The sequence below is a fragment of the Winogradskyella epiphytica genome, assembly GCF_003217215.1.
Classification (GTDB): domain Bacteria; phylum Bacteroidota; class Bacteroidia; order Flavobacteriales; family Flavobacteriaceae; genus Winogradskyella; species Winogradskyella epiphytica.
In genome coordinates this window covers 235955-253739 of sequence record NZ_QJTD01000001.1, presented here as the reverse complement: position 1 = coordinate 253739, position 17785 = coordinate 235955, and the positions used below count along the sequence as shown (strand labels likewise).

Below are 17785 nucleotides of genomic sequence, written 5' to 3'. Positions count from 1 at the left end.
GAAGTTGGTTTGTTTTTAAGGATTTGATTAGAATTCATCGGTGACACAACCTTTTGAAGCTGATGATACTGTTTTTGCATACTTGTAAAGCACACCACGTTCAAATTTTAAACTAGGAGCTTTCCACTTGGCTTTCCTTTGTTGTAGTTCTTCTTCTGAAAGATCGACCGAAATTTTATTGGTTTCTGCATCTATAGTGATGATATCTCCATCTTTTACTAAGGCGATTGTTCCGCCTTCTTGTGCTTCGGGAGTGATATGTCCAACAACGAATCCATGAGTTCCACCTGAGAATCGACCATCTGTGATTAGTGCTACATCTTTACCTAATCCAGCACCCATTATAGCTGCCGTAGGTTTTAACATTTCAGGCATTCCGGGGCCACCTTTAGGGCCTTCATAGCGTATAACTACCACATCACCTTTTTCTACTTTACCATCTCTAATGCCATCGTTTGCTGCATATTCACCTTCAAATACTTTAGCTCTTCCTTTAAATCTTAAGCCTTCTTTACCTGTAATTTTTGCAACACTGCCTTCTGTGGCTAAATTTCCATAGAGCATTCTTAAATGTCCTGAAATTTTTATAGGCGCTTCGATTGGCTTAATCACATCTTGACCTTCAGTCAAATCAGCCACGTCTAATAAGTTTTCGGCTAGTGTTTTTCCTGTAACTGTTAAACAATCACCATGGATGAGTCCTTTCTTTAATAAATATTTTAAGACGGCAGGAATACCGCCAACACGATGAACATCTTCCATTAAATATTTTCCACTTGGTTTTAAGTCGGCTAAAAACGGAGTATTGTCACTTATATCTTGAAAATCTTTTAGCGTGAAATCTATTTGTGCTGCTCTTGCAATGGCTAAAAAGTGAAGTACAGCATTGGTTGAACCTCCAAGTATGGTAACTAATCGTACAGCATTTTCTATTGATTTTCTGGTGATGATATCAGAAGGCTTTATGTCCTTTTCTAATAATACTCTAAGAGCTTCACCTGCTTTTGCAGACTCTTGTTTTTTCTCGTCGCTTAGAGCTGGGTTTGAAGAATTGAAAGGTAGTGTCATTCCTAAGGCTTCAATCGCTGAAGCCATAGTATTTGCCGTGTACATACCGCCACAGGCTCCAGCGCCTGGACAGGCTTTTTCGACAATATTCTGATATTCCGTTTCGGTCATGGTTCCGGCAACTTTTCCACCCCAAGCTTCAAAAGCTGAAACGATATCTAGTTTTTTTCCATTATGACATCCCGAATCTATAGTACCTCCATAGACCAATATACTTGGACGATTTAAACGAATCATTGCCATTAAAGCGCCAGGCATATTTTTGTCGCATCCAACAACGGTAATTAAACCATCATAACTCATAGCTTGAACTACAGTTTCCATGGAATCTGCGATAATATCTCTTGAAGGTAGGGAGTAGCGCATTCCTGGAGTTCCCATCGAAATTCCATCACTCACACCAATAGTATTAAAAATAAGACCAACGAGATCTTCGTTTTTGGTTCCTTGCTTAACGAGTTTAGCTAAATCGTTGAGGTGCATGTTGCACGGATTGCCTTCGTAGCCAGTACTTGCAATTCCAATAAAAGGTTTGTTGAAATCTTCTTTCGTTAATCCTATGGCATGCAACATAGCTTTGGCTGCCGGTTGTGTTGGATCTTGAGTTACGTTTTTACTGAATTTGTTTAATGGATTCATGTTGTTTGTTATTGCAAATGTGATTTGTAGGATAATGATTCCGTATTACAAGTTGATGTAATGGGATTGATTAAATCTGAAATTTTGTTTGTGATAGTGATGTGGTGTTGTTTTCATTTGGCTTAATTTTTTGCATAAAAAAAGCCTTCCGAAAGGGAAGGCTTAAATAAATTTATATGTTTGAATTTATTATACCATCCCTTGGCAACGAGAAATAATCGCGATGCTAATAATAGAAATGATAATAATAACTTGCTTGTTCATAAGTGGTATAAATATTAAATTTTATTTTTTATAATCCTAAAGTATTTAGTTAATTATAAAAAAATAGTTGATTCTAAACGTATTTATGTTTGTACTAAAACCTTGAAAACAAAGAGGTAATTGTACTAATTCTTTGAGTTTAAAAATTTAATATAATTATCCAATAGTCCTTGAATTTGATTGGCGGCAACAGGATTTGAAGAATGTACTTTAAATTGAAGTCGTCTTAAATCTAAGCCTGATTCGTAGACCAACCACTTTGCAGCCGCTAATCCGTCGGGAGCGAGATTTCCATTTTCATCAAGTCCGAGATCGTTATCGAAACTTATAAATTCAGGAAGTCCATAAGTGGTAATGTAGTTGACAAAGTCATCATAGGATCTAACAATATCGAATTCCGATTCAAAGGTTTTTTCATAAACCATCTCTACGGATCGTATATCATCTAAAAAGAGTCTTTTTTTTTAGAAGTTTTAATGTTTAAGTTTTCGAAAAACAGCTTTACTTCTTTTTCAAAAACAGGGAGAGGAATCCGATGTGCTAAATCATTATGGATATTTATTTTGAATTCGGGATTATGTACTAAAGTTTTAGATAGAAAATTTAGCGTTTTTTTAGGATCGACGACATCATCTAAAGTTCCTAAAACAATTTGTTTGAATGCACTTGTTTTATGTTCTATGTCAGGAATATTCTGAAAAACTGGACGTTCTGCCAAAGCAGGATTAAACAGTAGAGCGGGACATTGAAATGCATTTGAAACATAATATCCGGAAAATCCTCCCATACTACTTCCTATGACGACGTCTATATCTTCTGATTGGAATGAGTTGATTAACCCGTTTATGGCACTTGAATCAGACATATAATCAATGGATGGTGAAAAGGCCTCGCCATATTTTTCTAAGATGGCCCTTTTTTCAGGGTTTAAACTGCCTTTTAAGCCGTGTATATATAAGATTTTCATATAAAGTAGTAAGTTTTAGGATATAAAATTCCGACTAATAAATTATTTATCCTAGATAAATTATTCAATTATTAAACAAGTTTATGGGATAAATGATTGCTTGTAAGTAAGGATAGGAGGTAATGGGTGTGCATAAGGATAGCTGTAAAAACCAAGAAACCCGGACGTTTGTCCGGGTTTTTAGTGGTGGTGCCTCCAGGAATCGAACCAGGGACACAAGGATTTTCAGTCCTTTGCTCTACCAACTGAGCTAAGGCACCAATTGCTTTGTTAAGCGGTTGCAAATATAGTTGCATTTTTAATATACACAAAAAGATTTTACTAAAATTTGATTTTATAAATTTGCAACTAATAAAAATTTATATGAATCTTATTGTAGATGTGGGGAATACGTATGTGAAATTTGCTGTTTACGACAAGCAAAATTTAATTCACAAAATGAGTTTTGAGCTTTCTGAGTTCGAAAACCAATACAAAATCGTAAAGAAAAGCTTCCCAGATTTAAAAAAAGCTATTATTTCTTCGGTGGGTTATTCGTCTAAAGAACACGTATCTTTTATTAAAAAGGATATGAATGTTCTTTTGTTAAATTCAGAATTAAACTTTCCTTTCATTAATAAGTATCAAACGCCAAAAACTTTAGGTGTAGATCGTATGGCTTTGGTGAGTGCCTCAGTGGATAAATACCCTAATAATAATGTTTTAATTATTGATGCTGGTACCTGTGTTACCTACGACTTTGTGACTAAAGAGAATCATTATTTAGGCGGAGCAATTTCACCTGGCATTAGATTGCGATATAAGTCTTTAAATAATTTAACAGCAAATCTTCCGTTATTAGATACTGAGCAACCAAAACATATTATTGGAGACTCTACGGAATCCTCTATTCATTCTGGTGTAATTAATGGCATTGTCCAAGAAATTGATGGTGTAATAGGTCAATATCAGGAAGATTACTCAGATTTAACAGTGATTTTAACAGGAGGAGACGCTAAATTTTTGTCAAACCAATTAAAAAATAGCATATTTGCGAATTCAAATTTTCTATTGGACGGTTTGAATTTCATTCTAGAATATAATTCAAAATAATGATAAAAAAACTCATTGTAATCTGTATTACAATTATAAGTTCAGCGGCTTTTGCTCAGCAAGGAACAGGTTCACCATACTCTTTTTATGGTATAGGAAGTCTTAAATTTAAAGGTACTGTAGAAAATCGAAGCATGGGAGGTATCAGTGTTTACTTAGATAGTACTCACGTTAATTTACGTAATCCAGCTTCATATGCGGGTAAAAATGTTGAAGCCTTTCCGTTTGATGGAGAGAGTAGACCAGTGAAATTTGCTGTCGCTGGTACCATGTCCGACGTTAAAATGAAAAGTAATTCGGCTGATGCTAAAACAAATAGCACAATGTTTGAATATGTGGCTATGTCAGTTCCTATTGGTAAATTTGGTTTTGGCTTTGGATTATTACCATTTACATCTGTAGGATATAAAATGGATGATGTTAATAATGACAATATTTTAGTTAACCGATTTACAGGAGAAGGAGGCGTAAATAGAGTGTTCGCAGGGGTAGGTTATCAAATTTCTAATTCACTTAGTTTTGGGGTTGACTTTAATTATAACTTCGGAAATATCCAAAACACAGCGGTAGAAGTAAAATATACGCCAGAAGGAGAACTTGTGCAATATCAAACAAGGGAGTATAATAGATCTGATTTGAGTGGACTTAATTTAAATTTTGGTCTAGCTTATAAAACGAAGATTTCTGATAAATTAGAGTTGTCGGCTACAGCAACCTATGCGCCAGGAAGTGACTTAAACTCAGATAATGAAAGAAGAATTTCTACAGTAGCGTTAGATGCTAATGATTTTGATGTAACATTTGAGTCTAATAGTATCGATGTTGATTTAGAAGCGCAAAATTTAGCTGAAACAAAACTCACTTTACCTTCACGTTTATCTTTTGGTGCGGGAATAGGTGAACCACAATCATGGTTTGTAGGAGCAGAATATACACTTCAAAATACAAGTGATTTTTCTAATCCAGTTTTTTCTAATCAAATTTCTAGCTTCGAAAATGCCTCTCAAGTATCCGTTGGAGGCTTCTATATCCCAGACTATAAGGCGTTTTCAGGTTACTTTAAACGTGTAGTTTATAGAGCAGGTTTTAACTTTGCTAACACAGGTTTAGTTGTAAAAGATGAAACAATAAAGGAGTTTGGCATATCTTTTGGTTTAGGTTTACCAGTTGGAGACCGAAGATTATTTTCAAATGCTAATTTTGGCTTTGAATTTGGTAAGCGAGGAACAACTAATCAAAACTTAATCCAAGAGAATTTTGTAAACTTCAGTGTAAGTTTATCTTTAAACTCTAGATGGTTTAAACAAAAGAAGTATAACTAACAATAAAACAAAAGATGATGACGAGAATTACTATACTGCTACTGGCTTTCTTTGCTAGTGTAAACATAGGGTTTGCTCAGCAAGATGAGGAATGTATGAACAACCTATCAATTTTTGATAGCTATGTGAAAAGCAAAAAATATGATGAAGCTTATGGACCATGGAAAATAGTCCGTGAAAAATGTCCAAAGTTCAATAGAGCTATTTATGTACATGGAGAGAAAATTTTGAAGCATAAAATTGAAAACTCAACTGGGGCAGAACAAGTGGCACATATTAAAGACTTAATGTTACTACACGATCAAAGTAGAGAGCATTTTGAATCGAGATATGAACTTGGTGAAGTTTTAGTTGATAAAGCAAATTTAGCTTATAAGTATAGAACAGAACTTCAAAAGACGGATAAGCAAGTTTACGATATGTTTGACGAAGCTTATAAAAAGGATGCTAAAAACTTTAAAAGTGCAGTAGGTCTATATACCTATTTCTCTTTAGCAGTAGATTTATATGATGCAGGTTCTAATTCGTCTGAAGAAGCGCAGAAAATGTTTGATAAGTATGATGACGTTAGTGAAATTATAGATGGGCTTATCGCTGGGTATACAACGAAATTAAACGAGTATGCTGAAAAAGAAGAGGCAGGTCAAGAGCTTAGTAAAAAAGAAGAAAGATATAGATCATCTTTTCTTTCAAATATAGAAGCGTTTGAAAACCAAATTCTTGGTAGTATGGATAAAAAGCTTGGTGATAGAGCGAATTGTGAAGTGTTAATACCATTATATGAAAAGGATTTTGAGCAGCACAAAGAAGATACGGTTTGGTTACAGCGTGCTATGAATAAAATGGGTGAGAAAGGTTGTACTAAAGAACCATTATTCGAAAAGTTAGTAGAGCAAAAGAATAAAGTAGAGCCAGATGCAAATGCTGCTTATTACTTAGGTGTATTAAAAGAAGAGCAAGGTAATATGGCTGAAGCGGATAAATATTATGCGCAATCATTGCAATTACAAACTGACCCATTAAAGAAATGGAAATTAGTTATGCGAGTAGCTGAGAAAAATTATAAGAGAGGAAATTTCGGTAAAGCGAGACAACAATATATGGAAGCTCTAGATTTAAACCCTTCAAATGGTTTACCTCACTTAAGAATTTCTGCGATGTATGCTAAAAGTGCAAATAACTGTGGAGATACCAACTTTAACAAAAGAGCGGTATTTTGGTTAGCTGCAATAGAAGCTGAAAAAGCGGGTAGAGTTGATGGTCGTTTAAAATCAACTGCTTCTCAAACAGCATCTAGCTATAGAGCAAGTGCACCATCGAAATCGGATATATTTACTCAGGGTAATGCTGGACAAACTATTAAAATAGGATGTTGGATAGGCCGATCAGTAACTGTTCCAAACATTTAATGAGTAAAAGCAATTTACATATCATAAGAAACTTAGTCACAGCAATTGTTGTGACTTTGTTTTTTTCATGTAAAAATGACTTTGAGGATATACAAAAGGTTGGGGTCCTTCAAAATCAACCCATAGGTGAAGCAGAGCATATCGACTTAAAATATACGGAGTTTAAAAATGATACTGTAAAGTTAATAGCCAATCTTCTAAGTCCTAAAATGCTTGACTATTCTAATCGTGGTTTTGCCTTTTCGGAGTTTCCTAATGGCATTGAGCTGAGAACCTACGATGCAAATAACAATAAAACCACCATCACCTCAGATTACGCCATATTCTATACCGATACAAATATTATAGATTTAAGAGGAAATGTGGTTATAGCTACCCATCAAAAGGACAGTTTGTTTACTGATCAGTTATACTATAACCAAAAATTACAATGGGTGTTTACAAACGAACCTTGGTTGTTTAAACGTTCGGTTGGTCCGCTACACGGAATTGGTTTCGATTCAGATAAAGATTTTAAGAACTTCCAAATGTTAGAAATGGGTGGAGACTTTGAAATTATCGAAACTGATAATTAACTATCTTTGTTTAATAATCATATTACTTAATACATGAAAATACAGAAGATTTTTCAATGGGCTTATCTAGTTTTTGCCGTACTATTTATATGGGATGGGGTTTCTAAATGGTCAGAAGACAGTACAGGAGCCTATATTTCATTAGGACTTGCTGCTTTAGCCATATTTATGTTTTTCTTTAGAAAACGATTCAATAAGAAAATTGAAGATCGTAACAATAAGTAACCGATGACTGCTGATATAGTCATAATCATAATTACCCTTATACTTTCAGCTTTTTTCTCTGGTATGGAAATCGCTTATGTATCTTCTAATAAGATTCATATTGAAATTGAGAAAAAGCAGGGAGACTTTTTAGGAAATGTTCTAGCTAAACTTACGGCCAAGCCCTCTAAGTACATTGCTACAATGCTCATAGGTAATAATATTGCTTTAGTTATCTATGGTTTTAAAATGGGAGAAGTGTTGGTGAATTGGTTTCAATCCATGTTGCCATCAGATAGTTCTACTTTAACCTATATGCTTGTAGATTTACAATTACTTTCACAAACTGTAATTTCAACTTTAGTGATTTTAATTACAGCAGAATTTTTACCTAAAGTCTTTTTTCAAATCTATGCGAATACCCTATTAAAGGTCTTGGCGCTTCCCACCTATATATTTTATGTATTGTTTTCTTGGGTGTCAGATTTTATTATTTGGATTTCAGATGCCATATTAAAATATGTATTTAGAGCGGAAGGCGAAGATGTGGTTTTGGCCATGACTAAAGTAGAGCTCGGGAATTATATCAGCGAGCAAATGGAGTCCGTTGAAGATCATGAAGATGTTGATAGTGAAATACAAATATTTCAGAATGCATTAGAGTTTTCGGATGTCAAAGCCCGTGAAGTGATGATTCCTCGAACAGAGATTACGGCTGTAGATATTTCTGAAAGTATCGAAAATCTAAGACAATTATTTATAGAAACAGGAAAAACTAAAATCCTTGTTTACAAAGATAGTATCGATGATATTTTAGGTTATGTCCATTCATTCGAACTCTTTAAAAAGCCAAAAAATATAAAGTCAATCATCATTCCAGTTGGTTTTGTTCCTGAAACTATTCTTATTAAAGATGTGCTAAATATTTTAACTCGGAAACGCAAAAGCATAGCTGTGGTTATTGATGAATATGGTGGTACTGCGGGAATTATGACGGTTGAAGATATCATTGAAGAGCTCTTTGGTGAAATTGAAGATGAACACGATACAATTGAACTAGTAGAAGAACAATTAAGTGAAAATACCTATAGATTTTCAGCAAGATTGGAAGTAGATCATATCAATGAAGTGTTCAAATTAAACCTTCCCGAGAGCGAAAACTATGAAACCTTGGGTGGTTTAATCGTTAATGCTACCGAAGAAATTCCACAGGTTAATGACGATGTTATTATAGACCATTTTAAATTTACAATTGTCGAAGTATCTTCCACAAAAATCGACGAAGTAATCGTTAAAGTTTTAGAAGTAGATTAAACAAAATTAGATCCTTACGAATCTAGAATTTGCCTAATCATAACGAATTATCCTATAGGTGAAGTTCCATTTAACATCAAAATACATATAAATTAAGTGCTTTATTTGAAGCAAAAGTGGTGTTATACATAGATAATACAACTAAAATTCGAATATTGCCGATAACACTTATAAAAACTACAGTTCTACTTTTATTATTTGCTATAAAATGCTATTTTCGCAGACTTATTTATACCAAACTAAAGACTATATAAAAAGACATGGCAGTTTTAAATAAAATTAGACAACGCTCGCTGATATTAATATTAGTAATTGCATTAGCTTTATTTTCATTCGTTATTGGAGATTTATTCAAAAACTCTGACGCTTTAACTGGTGGATCACAAGACGTGATTGCAACGGTTAATGGGAAAGATATTAACCGAATGGAGTTTCAGCAAAAAGTAAAAAACTACCAAGATAGAGTAGGTGGAAGAATGACCTCTACACAATCTATGAATGCAATTTACAATGAAGAGCTTCGTAAAATTGTTTTAGAAACAGAATTCGACAAATTAGGATTGTCTGTTGAAAAAGACGAAATGAGAGACTTATTAAAAAATAGTTTTTCTTCATATCCTGAATTTCAAGATGCCAATGGTAATTTTGATGTCAACCGTTTAAACGCTTATATCGCAAACTTGAAAGATCTTAATGGCGAAACTGCACCATTAGGAAACTTCCTTGTTAACTATGATAGCTGGACAAACAATGAGCAAACAATTGCAACTAATGCAATTCAACAAACTTATTACAACTTAATTAAAGCAGGTATTGTAACTACAATCGCTGAAGCAGAAGCTGAATATTTAGGTGATGCAAAAACAGTTGATATCCGTTACGTACAAATTCCTTATACTTCTATTTCTGATGATCAAGTTGAAGTTTCAAAAAGTGAAATTCAAGCTTATATCAAGAAACACAAAGATACTTACGAAGTAGATGCAAGTAGAGAAGTTGTTTATGTTGAATTTAAAGAAGCACCTTCTGCCGCTGACGAAGACAAAATCAAAGCTGAATTAGTAGCATTAAAATCAGATAGAACTGAGTATAATGAAAGCAGTAAAAATACTGAAACTATTCCTGGATTTGATTCTGCAACTGATATAGAGGAATTTGTGAATTCTAATTCAGACATAAAATTTAATGATGCTTTTTTAAGAGCTGATCAATTACCAGCAGTAGCTAAGGATACTTTATTGAATTTAAATGTAGGGGATTACTACGGTCCTTATAAAGATGGTGAGTTTTACAAATTAACTAAGGTTTTGGAGGCAAAACAATTACCAGATTCAGTTAAAGTACGTCATATTTTAGTACCTCATGTTGGTGGTCAAAGAGCTGATGCAAGTGTGACTAAGACTCCTGAACAAGCTAAAGCGACTGCAGATAGTATTTTTGCAAAAATTAAAGCTGGAACTAAATTCATGGATTTACTTGAATTATCTTCAGATAAAGTAAGTAATGAACAAGATGGTGAAATTGAGTTCGACTATAGAGCAGGAATGGCTCCAGAATTCAAAGCTTATGCCTTTGATAATAAAGTTGGAGATATCGATGTGGTTCAAACCTCTTTTGGATACCATATTATTGAAATCTTAGAGCAAAAGAGTTTTAATAAAGCTATTAAAGTGGCAACATTAGCACGTAAAGTAGAGCCTTCTGACGAAACACTACAAGACGTTTTTAACAAGATGTCTAAATTTGAAATCGCTGCGAAAGATGGAGATTTTAATGCCTTAGCTGAAGAGAATGGTTTAACCGTGAAGCCAATTACTTTTAATGAGTTAGATGAAAATATCCCAGGATTAGGAAGTCAGAGAGAGGTTGTAAGATGGGCATTCAGTGAAGATACTAAAACAGGAGCCTTCAAAAACTTCCCAGTGTCTAATTTCGGATTTATCGTTGCTAAATTAGTAGAGAAAAAAGATAAAGGGCTAATGAGTGTTGAAGACGCTTCAATAACGGCTTTACCGGAAATTAAAAAAGAAAAGAAAGCTAAACTAATCCGTGAGAAATTGACAGGAACAACTTTAGCTGATATAGCAAGTAATCAAGGTCAAACGGTAAGAACTGCGGCTGCGCTTACTATTAAAAATACAACGCTTTCAGGAGCTGGTGTTGAGCCTAAAGTGGTTGGTGCTGCATTTGGTTTAGCAGAAGGTACAACATCGAAGCCAATCGATGGTGATAAAGGTGTTTATGTGGTTGAAGTAACTAAAATTACTGAAGCAGCTAAATTAGATAACTATAACGCAATGATGAATAGATTGAATTCAGAGCGTCGTAATGGTGTACAGTCTAAAGTTTATACCGCTTTAGAAAATGCAGCTGAAATCGAAGATAACAGAGCTAAAACGGTTTACTAAACCAATAGCAATAAAATTAAGAATGGCTTTACAGAAATGTGAAGCCATTTTTTTATGCTCTAACTTGAGTGCTGCTGACGATTGAGATAGAAAGTCTTTGGAATAATTTAGTGAATAGGTACTCTATAATGCCATATCATTATAAGAAATGATCGTCTCTAAGCCCTTACTATTGAAATAGGCTGAAGGATTTTCCTTTGAAGTTGCCATAATAAAGTCACCTCCCCAAGCACCTAAACTTTTTATACTGCCGCTGAAATCTGAAAATAATCTGGTTTGGATTGGCGTTTGATTTATCAGATGTGCAATGATTAATTCATGAGTTTCAATGAGTTGTTGAAACTCCTCTAATGATGAACATTTAATCATTAATTCGGTAATAGAATTAAGCTGATTTATGATATCAGAATTAATTTTATTATGTTTTTTATAAGCTGAAATACCATCCCTACTATTTTGCTTTTGATTCAAGTAAACAAAATATAGCTGATCTTTAAATGAGGGTTGAAAATCTACAGGTTTTACCAAAGGTTTGTCCTGAGATTGAAGCTGAAAGCTAATCGGAGTATTATTTTGAGCGCAAGCGATATCATAACCGCTTCCTCCAAAAGTTCTTTCTAAGAGTTCAAAGGCATCAACCTGAGCCCAATCTGCAAAATTATTAATTAAAGTAGAAGAGGTGCCTAGACCCCAAAGTCGATTGAAATCTTGATATGTAGAAATAGTAAAGCCTGTATTCGTATTTAGAAATTCTGAATTTAAGTGTCGTATGGCATTGAATATTTCAATAAGTCGTTTGGAAATAGCGTTCTGTGAAGTGGAACTTATATTAAACGTGGTCGTCGTGTTTTCGATTGTAAATACATCTTCAAACCAAACCTCCCCCAATTCATTATAACTTTTCCAATGGATTTGATTTGACTTAGAATTAGATGCAACATTTAAACTTTGTCCATATGTAGTTGGAATAGCTAAAGCTTTGGCGCCATCCAAAACGGCATACTCAGCAGTGAGCAATAATTTTCCGTGACTTCTATATGTTAAGGACTCCGATTTCAATAGTTGCTATTTAAAATGATACTGATGAGCTCAGCATTATTAAGATTTATTTACGAATACGCTCTATGGCTTCCACTACGGCACTATGTGTAACAACATTCTTTTTAAAATGCTCAATGAGCTTCACTTTTTCAGTTTCGGTAGCTTCAAACTGGTTGAGGATATTCATTAAGTGCATCTTCATATGTCCTTCTTGAATTCCTGTTGTCGTTAAAGATTTTAAAGCTGCAAAATTTTGTGCTAATCCTGCAACAGCCACAATCTTCATTAAGTCTTTAGCTGTTGGTTTCTGAAGCATTTCTAAAGAAAACTTCACCAGAGGATGTAAACTCGTTAATCCACCAACCGTTCCTAAAGCTAATGGTATTTCTATCCAAAATTTAAAAATACCATTCTCTACAGAGCAATGTGTTAAGCTGCTGTATTTTCCGTCTTTTGAAGCATAGGCATGCACTCCGGCTTCAACGGCTCTAAAATCGTTTCCTGTGGCTAAAACAACGGCGTCAATACCATTCATGATACCTTTGTTATGTGTAACTGCTCTGTAGGTTTCTACTTCGGCAATTTGAACCGCTTGTTTGAATTTTTGAGCAAACTCTTCAGGATTTGGAATATCCTTACTCTTTAAATCTTCAACCTTACAAGACACTTCTGCTCTCACTAAACATTGCGGAACATAATTAGAAAGAATACTCATAACAATAGAAATATTCTTTTCTTCAGTCGTAAAGTTTTCAAAAGATTGTGCTTCGTTTTTAAAAGTCGAAGCAAATTGTTCCAAGCACGAATTAATAAAATTCGCACCCATGGCATCTAAAGTTTCAAATGTGGCGTGGAGCTGATAGTAATTAGGTAAATCTGAAGTCTTGTCGCGCAATTCAATATCTAAAATCCCTCCACCACGACGTTCCATGTTTTTGGTAATAGAAGCGGTTTCGCTAATCAGCTTAGGTTTTACATGTGCAAAAAATGATTGAAGTTTTTCAAAATCACCTTTATAAATAAAATGAACCTGACCAATTTTCTCTGTAGATAAGACTTCGGCTTTAAAACCGCCACGATTTAACCAAAATTTAGAGGCTTTACTAGCAGCAGCAACAACCGAACTTTCTTCAATCGCCATAGGAATGGTGTAGAAGGTATCGTTAATTAAAAAATTTGGAGCAACACCGAGAGGTAAATAATAATTGGTTATGGTGTTTTCAATAAATTCATCGTGTAACTTCTGAAGTTTTTCATCGGTATTCCAATAGCGTTGAACTAGAGTTCTTGCACTGTCTTTATCTGAGAAATAAGTGTTTAAAAGCCATTCGATTTTTTCAGATTTTGAAAACTTAGAAAAGCCAGAAATGGTATTGCGCATGTGGGTTTTATTTTTTGAAAAGACAAAGATACTAGGATTGCCATAAAATGCGAGTATAATGGACTGCAAATGCCGATTTACTGTTAATAAAAGCGATTTTTTCCATAATTTTTAGTAAACTTGGCCTTGCTTTTTTATAGACCTGCTATTTTGTTAAATCTGATCGATTAGAACATTCAAAATGGTGAATTGAACTAATTCCCTTATTTTAGCGAGAACTTTAGTTTGATATTTTAAAACTGTAAAAGTTATTTTCAATTGAATAGCTTTTTCGGACACCCGAAAACTATTCATTAAATGAGTTTATATTTTATGAAATTGAGATCCATTGTGGCCATTTTTGGCTTTTTAATTACAGCGTTAGTAACTGGTCAAGACAAACAAATCACACTTCAAGAGATTTGGAACGGCCAATTTAGAACAGAAGGAATGCAAGCTTTGCATTCAATGGCTAACGGAAACCAATATTCAGTTTTGAATTTTGATCGCCAATCGGGAGCATCCACTATAGATATTTATGATTATAAAACCTTAAAGAAGGTGAAAACATTGGTGTCTTCTGAAGATATTCCAGAGATTCAAAGATTTCTTAATTATTCATTCAGCAAGGACGAATCGAAAGTGATTTTAACTACGGATAATATCCCCGTTTTTAGAAGATCTACTTTGGGGCATTATTATATCTACGATATAGCTTCTAAAAAGTTGACGAAGGTGTCTGAAGATTTGATACAAGAGCCAACATTATCACCTGATGGGACTAAAGTTGCTTACGGATTTGAAAACAATTTATACGTTAAGGATTTAAACTCTGGAAACGTAGAGCAGGTTACTACAGATGGTGAAAAGAATAAAATTATCTACGGCATCACGGATTGGGTTTATGAAGAGGAATTCTCTTTTGTAAGAGCGTTTGATTGGAATGCTGAAAGTAATCAAATTGCATTTATTAGATTCGATGAAACTGACGTTCCTGAGTTCTCTATGGACGTTTATGGTTCTGATTTGTATCAAACTCAACATGTGTTTAAATATCCTAAAGCTGGAGAGGCCAACTCTAAAGTTTCATTACATCTTTATGATCTTAATTCTAAAAAGGTGGAAGAGTTAAAAGTGGATAAAGCTTATCATGACTTTTATATTCCGAGGTTAAAATGGACGAATGATGCTGATGTCTTAAGTGTTCAATACACGAATCGTCATCAAAATGAATTAGACCTTTGGATGATAAATACCAAAACTAAAACTTCAAAAGTAGTATTAGCTGAAAAGGATGAAGCTTATATTGATGTAACTTTCAACCTTACGTTTTTAGAGGATAATAGTTTTATTTGGACAAGTGAAAGAGATGGATACAATCATATCTACCACTATTCAAAAGAAGGAAAGCTCATTCAACAAGTGACAAAAGGGAATTGGGAAGTCACCAATTATTATGGTTTTAATGAAAAGGCAAATACAATTTATTATCAATCAACTGAAAATGGATCGATTAATAGAGATGTATATTCTATTAAATTAAATGGTAAAAATAAGAAGAGGCTAACTGAAAAGGAAGGTACAAATAGTGCTTCTTTTAGTGCGGATTTCACTTATTTTATCAATACCTATTCAAGTGCTACAACACCTCAAGAATATACACTTCACAATTCAAAATCAGGTAAGCTTGTAAAGCAAATCAAGGACAACAAGGCTTTGTCTAAGCAATTAGAAAGCTATGTACTGTCTGAAAAGGAATTTGGAACGATTGCGGTAAATGGAAATGATTTGAATATGTGGACGATGAAACCAGCTAACTTCGATCCGAATAAGGAATATCCATTATTCATGTTTCAGTATTCAGGTCCAGGTTCACAGCAAGTAGCTAACCGTTGGAACAGTGCTAACGATTATTGGCACCAACTTTTAGCACAACAAGGTTATATTGTGGTTTGTATCGATGGAAGAGGGACAGGATTTAAAGGCGCTGAATTTAAAAAAGTGACTCAAAAAGAATTAGGTAAATACGAAGTAGAAGACCAAATCGAAGCCGCAAGAATCTTAGGTCAACGCGACTATATTGACGCCTCAAGAATCGGAATTTGGGGTTGGAGCTACGGCGGATTTATGAGTAGTAATGCTTTATTAAAAGGAAACGATGTGTTTAAAATGGCTATTGCTGTTGCACCAGTAACAAGTTGGAGATTTTATGACACTATTTATACAGAGCGTTATATGACTACTCCGCAAGAGAATCCAAGTGGTTATGACGAAAATTCACCTATTAACCATGTAGATAAATTGAAAGGTAACTATTTATTGATTCATGGATCTTCAGATGATAATGTACATGTACAAAATACAATGCTTATGGTTGAAGCCTTAGTTCAGGCCAATAAGCAATTTGAATGGATGATTTATCCAGATAAAAATCATGGTATTTACGGTGGGAATACCAGGTTACATTTATACACCAAAATGACTAACTATATTAAAGAAAACCTATAAAAACAGAACTTATGAGCCAGGAACAAGATCCAGCGTTAATTGCGCATCTCGCGAATAAAGGTATTGACGATAAAATGGTAATGGGGCACCCAGCAGGGTTGTTCATATTATTTTTTACAGAAATGTGGGAACGATTCAGCTATTATGGAATGCGCGCCTTATTAACGGTATTCTTAATTACAGAAATAGCTGCAGGAGGTTGGGAATGGGACAATGCCGATGCTATGCAGTTATATGCTTGGTATACAGGTTTAGTTTACTTAACTCCGCTATTAGGGGGTATTATTGCAGATAAATTCACAGGATTTAGAAAAGCAATATTATTAGGAGCTTTGGTAATGACATTAGGGCATTTATCTATGGCTTTTGAAGGGATTAACCCATATTTCTTCTATGCAGGTTTAGTACTTATGATTTTAGGAAATGGTTTATTTAAACCGAATATCTCTTCTATGGTAGGGAATTTATATCCAGATTCAAGTTCTAAAAAAGATGCAGGTTATACTATTTTCTATATGGGTATTAATGCAGGTGCTTTCTTAGGAATGTTACTATGTGGATATATCGGTGAAAAAATAGGGTGGCATTATGGATTCGGATTAGCAGGAGTATTCATGCTATTCGGAATGTTACAGTTTTACTTTGGTACAAAAATCTTTGGAGATATTGGGGCGAAACCAGAAAAACACACAAAAGAAGAATTAGAAAAAATAGCAGAAGAGTCTGATGAAGAAGTATTAGCACCTAACGTTGTAAGAGATAGATTAGTTGTAGTGGGAGTGTTAATGGTTGCGAGTATCTTTTTCTTTTTTGCTTTTGAGCAAGCAGGAGGGTCTATGACTGTTTTTGCTAAAGATTATACACAAAGAGTTTTAGAAGGTAGCACAGGAACCATATTTAAATGGGTAGATGCTATTTTAACTATTTTCCCAATTATAATTGTTACTTGGGTACTTTATGGCTTAGGCAAGAAAATTTATAAAGCGTATCCTTTAACTATCATTTTTACAGCCATATCTTTTGTTCTTATTTGGATATTAGGTGTTTGGAAAGTGTACAGAGAATTTAGCCTTGAGCAAACAGAAGTAACTGTTTCTTGGTTTCAGATTTTAAATTCGTTCTTCATTATTACTTTAGCTTCGTCTTTTAGTAAGTTATGGGAGAAAGTATGGAATCCATCTGGACCTGTTAAATTTGCTATGGGATTAGCTTTAGTAGGAGTAGGTTTCGTGGTGTTATCGTTAGGAGCTAACAGTATTCCACAAGGAGCAACATCGGCATCCGTAAGTATGATCTGGTTAATTTTAGCATATTTCTTTCATACAACAGGAGAACTTTGTTTATCACCAGTGGGATTATCTTATGTTTCAAAATTATCTCCAAAACGTTTAGCAGGATTATTATTCGGATTATGGTTTACAGCTTCTGCTATAGCAAACTTTATTGCTGGAATGACAGGATCTTATATTGATAAAATATCTGAAACATACTCTATGTCAACTTTCTTCTTAATTATTGCGGCAATTCCTATGGGAGCAGCAGTGATTTTATTGCTATTAAATCCTAAATTAAAGAAAATGATGCACGGAATTAATTAATTCTTAAAAATCACTA

14 protein-coding genes and 1 tRNA gene are annotated in these 17785 nt (G+C 34.1%); 9 read left to right on the top strand and 6 right to left on the bottom strand.

Going from position 1 to position 17785, the window contains the following annotated elements; translation table 11 throughout:
* Positions 1 to 27: 27 nt before the first annotated feature.
* From ilvD to DFQ11_RS01095, 4 genes are all read right to left on the bottom strand, one after another.
* On the bottom strand, positions 28 to 1707 hold the full coding sequence (gene ilvD / locus DFQ11_RS01110; RefSeq protein WP_110473794.1) for a dihydroxy-acid dehydratase: 1680 nt from the start codon (positions 1705 to 1707) through the stop codon (positions 28 to 30).
* A 389-nt stretch (positions 1708 to 2096) separates the two neighbouring features.
* Positions 2097 to 2396, bottom strand: a complete 300-nt coding sequence (locus DFQ11_RS01105; protein WP_110473793.1) for a cyclic-phosphate processing receiver domain-containing protein — start codon at positions 2394 to 2396, stop codon at positions 2097 to 2099.
* 20 nt (positions 2397 to 2416) lie between these two features.
* Positions 2417 to 2938 carry a YqiA/YcfP family alpha/beta fold hydrolase gene (locus DFQ11_RS01100; RefSeq protein ID WP_110473792.1) on the bottom strand — a complete coding sequence of 174 codons (522 nt, stop codon included), beginning with the start codon at positions 2936 to 2938 and terminating at the stop codon, positions 2417 to 2419.
* A gap of 184 nt (positions 2939 to 3122) precedes the next feature.
* Positions 3123 to 3198: transfer RNA gene (locus DFQ11_RS01095), tRNA-Phe, on the bottom strand.
* Positions 3199 to 3301: 103 nt separating this feature from the next.
* Here DFQ11_RS01095 and DFQ11_RS01090 point away from each other — a divergent pair.
* From DFQ11_RS01090 to DFQ11_RS01060, 7 genes are all read left to right on the top strand, one after another.
* Complete coding sequence (locus tag DFQ11_RS01090; RefSeq protein ID WP_110473791.1) at positions 3302 to 4030, top strand: type III pantothenate kinase; 729 nt, start codon at positions 3302 to 3304, stop codon at positions 4028 to 4030.
* Positions 4030 to 5352, top strand: a complete 1323-nt coding sequence (locus tag DFQ11_RS01085) for a hypothetical protein (protein ID WP_110473790.1) — start codon at positions 4030 to 4032, stop codon at positions 5350 to 5352. Before DFQ11_RS01090 ends, DFQ11_RS01085 begins: the two co-directional genes overlap by 1 nt.
* 14 nt (positions 5353 to 5366) lie before the next feature.
* Positions 5367 to 6761 (top strand): tetratricopeptide repeat protein, encoded by a 1395-nt coding sequence (locus DFQ11_RS01080; protein ID WP_110473789.1) that lies wholly within the window; start codon positions 5367 to 5369, stop codon positions 6759 to 6761.
* On the top strand, positions 6761 to 7336 hold the full coding sequence (gene lptC, locus DFQ11_RS01075) for an LPS export ABC transporter periplasmic protein LptC (RefSeq protein WP_110473788.1): 576 nt from the start codon (positions 6761 to 6763) through the stop codon (positions 7334 to 7336). Before DFQ11_RS01080 ends, lptC begins: the two co-directional genes overlap by 1 nt.
* A 33-nt stretch (positions 7337 to 7369) precedes the next feature.
* On the top strand, positions 7370 to 7561 hold the full coding sequence (locus tag DFQ11_RS01070; RefSeq protein WP_110473787.1) for an LPXTG cell wall anchor domain-containing protein: 192 nt from the start codon (positions 7370 to 7372) through the stop codon (positions 7559 to 7561).
* A gap of 3 nt (positions 7562 to 7564) precedes the next feature.
* Entirely contained in the window at positions 7565 to 8854 is a 1290-nt protein-coding gene (locus tag DFQ11_RS01065) for a hemolysin family protein (RefSeq protein WP_110473786.1), read from the top strand.
* A gap of 260 nt (positions 8855 to 9114) precedes the next feature.
* Positions 9115 to 11262, top strand: coding sequence for a peptidylprolyl isomerase (locus tag DFQ11_RS01060; RefSeq protein ID WP_110473785.1), 2148 nt, complete (start codon positions 9115 to 9117; stop codon positions 11260 to 11262).
* Positions 11263 to 11385: 123 nt separating this feature from the next.
* On the opposite strand, the gene DFQ11_RS01055 is transcribed toward DFQ11_RS01060, so the two are convergent.
* Complete coding sequence (locus DFQ11_RS01055; RefSeq protein ID WP_110473784.1) at positions 11386 to 12321, bottom strand: GYDIA family GHMP kinase; 936 nt, start codon at positions 12319 to 12321, stop codon at positions 11386 to 11388.
* Positions 12322 to 12367: 46 nt separating this feature from the next.
* A complete protein-coding gene (locus DFQ11_RS01050; RefSeq protein WP_262508280.1) occupies positions 12368 to 13714 on the bottom strand; it encodes a hydroxymethylglutaryl-CoA reductase, degradative in 1347 nt (448 codons plus the stop codon).
* Positions 13715 to 13996: 282 nt separating this feature from the next.
* Between DFQ11_RS01050 and DFQ11_RS01045 the strand changes: the two genes are divergently transcribed.
* Both DFQ11_RS01045 and DFQ11_RS01040 read left to right on the top strand, forming a co-directional pair.
* Positions 13997 to 16171: a S9 family peptidase gene (locus DFQ11_RS01045; protein ID WP_110474793.1), complete on the top strand. Its 2175-nt coding sequence runs from the start codon at positions 13997 to 13999 to the stop codon at positions 16169 to 16171.
* Between the two features lie 11 nt (positions 16172 to 16182).
* On the top strand, positions 16183 to 17769 hold the full coding sequence (locus DFQ11_RS01040) for a peptide MFS transporter (RefSeq protein WP_110473782.1): 1587 nt from the start codon (positions 16183 to 16185) through the stop codon (positions 17767 to 17769).
* Positions 17770 to 17785 lie beyond the last annotated feature (16 nt).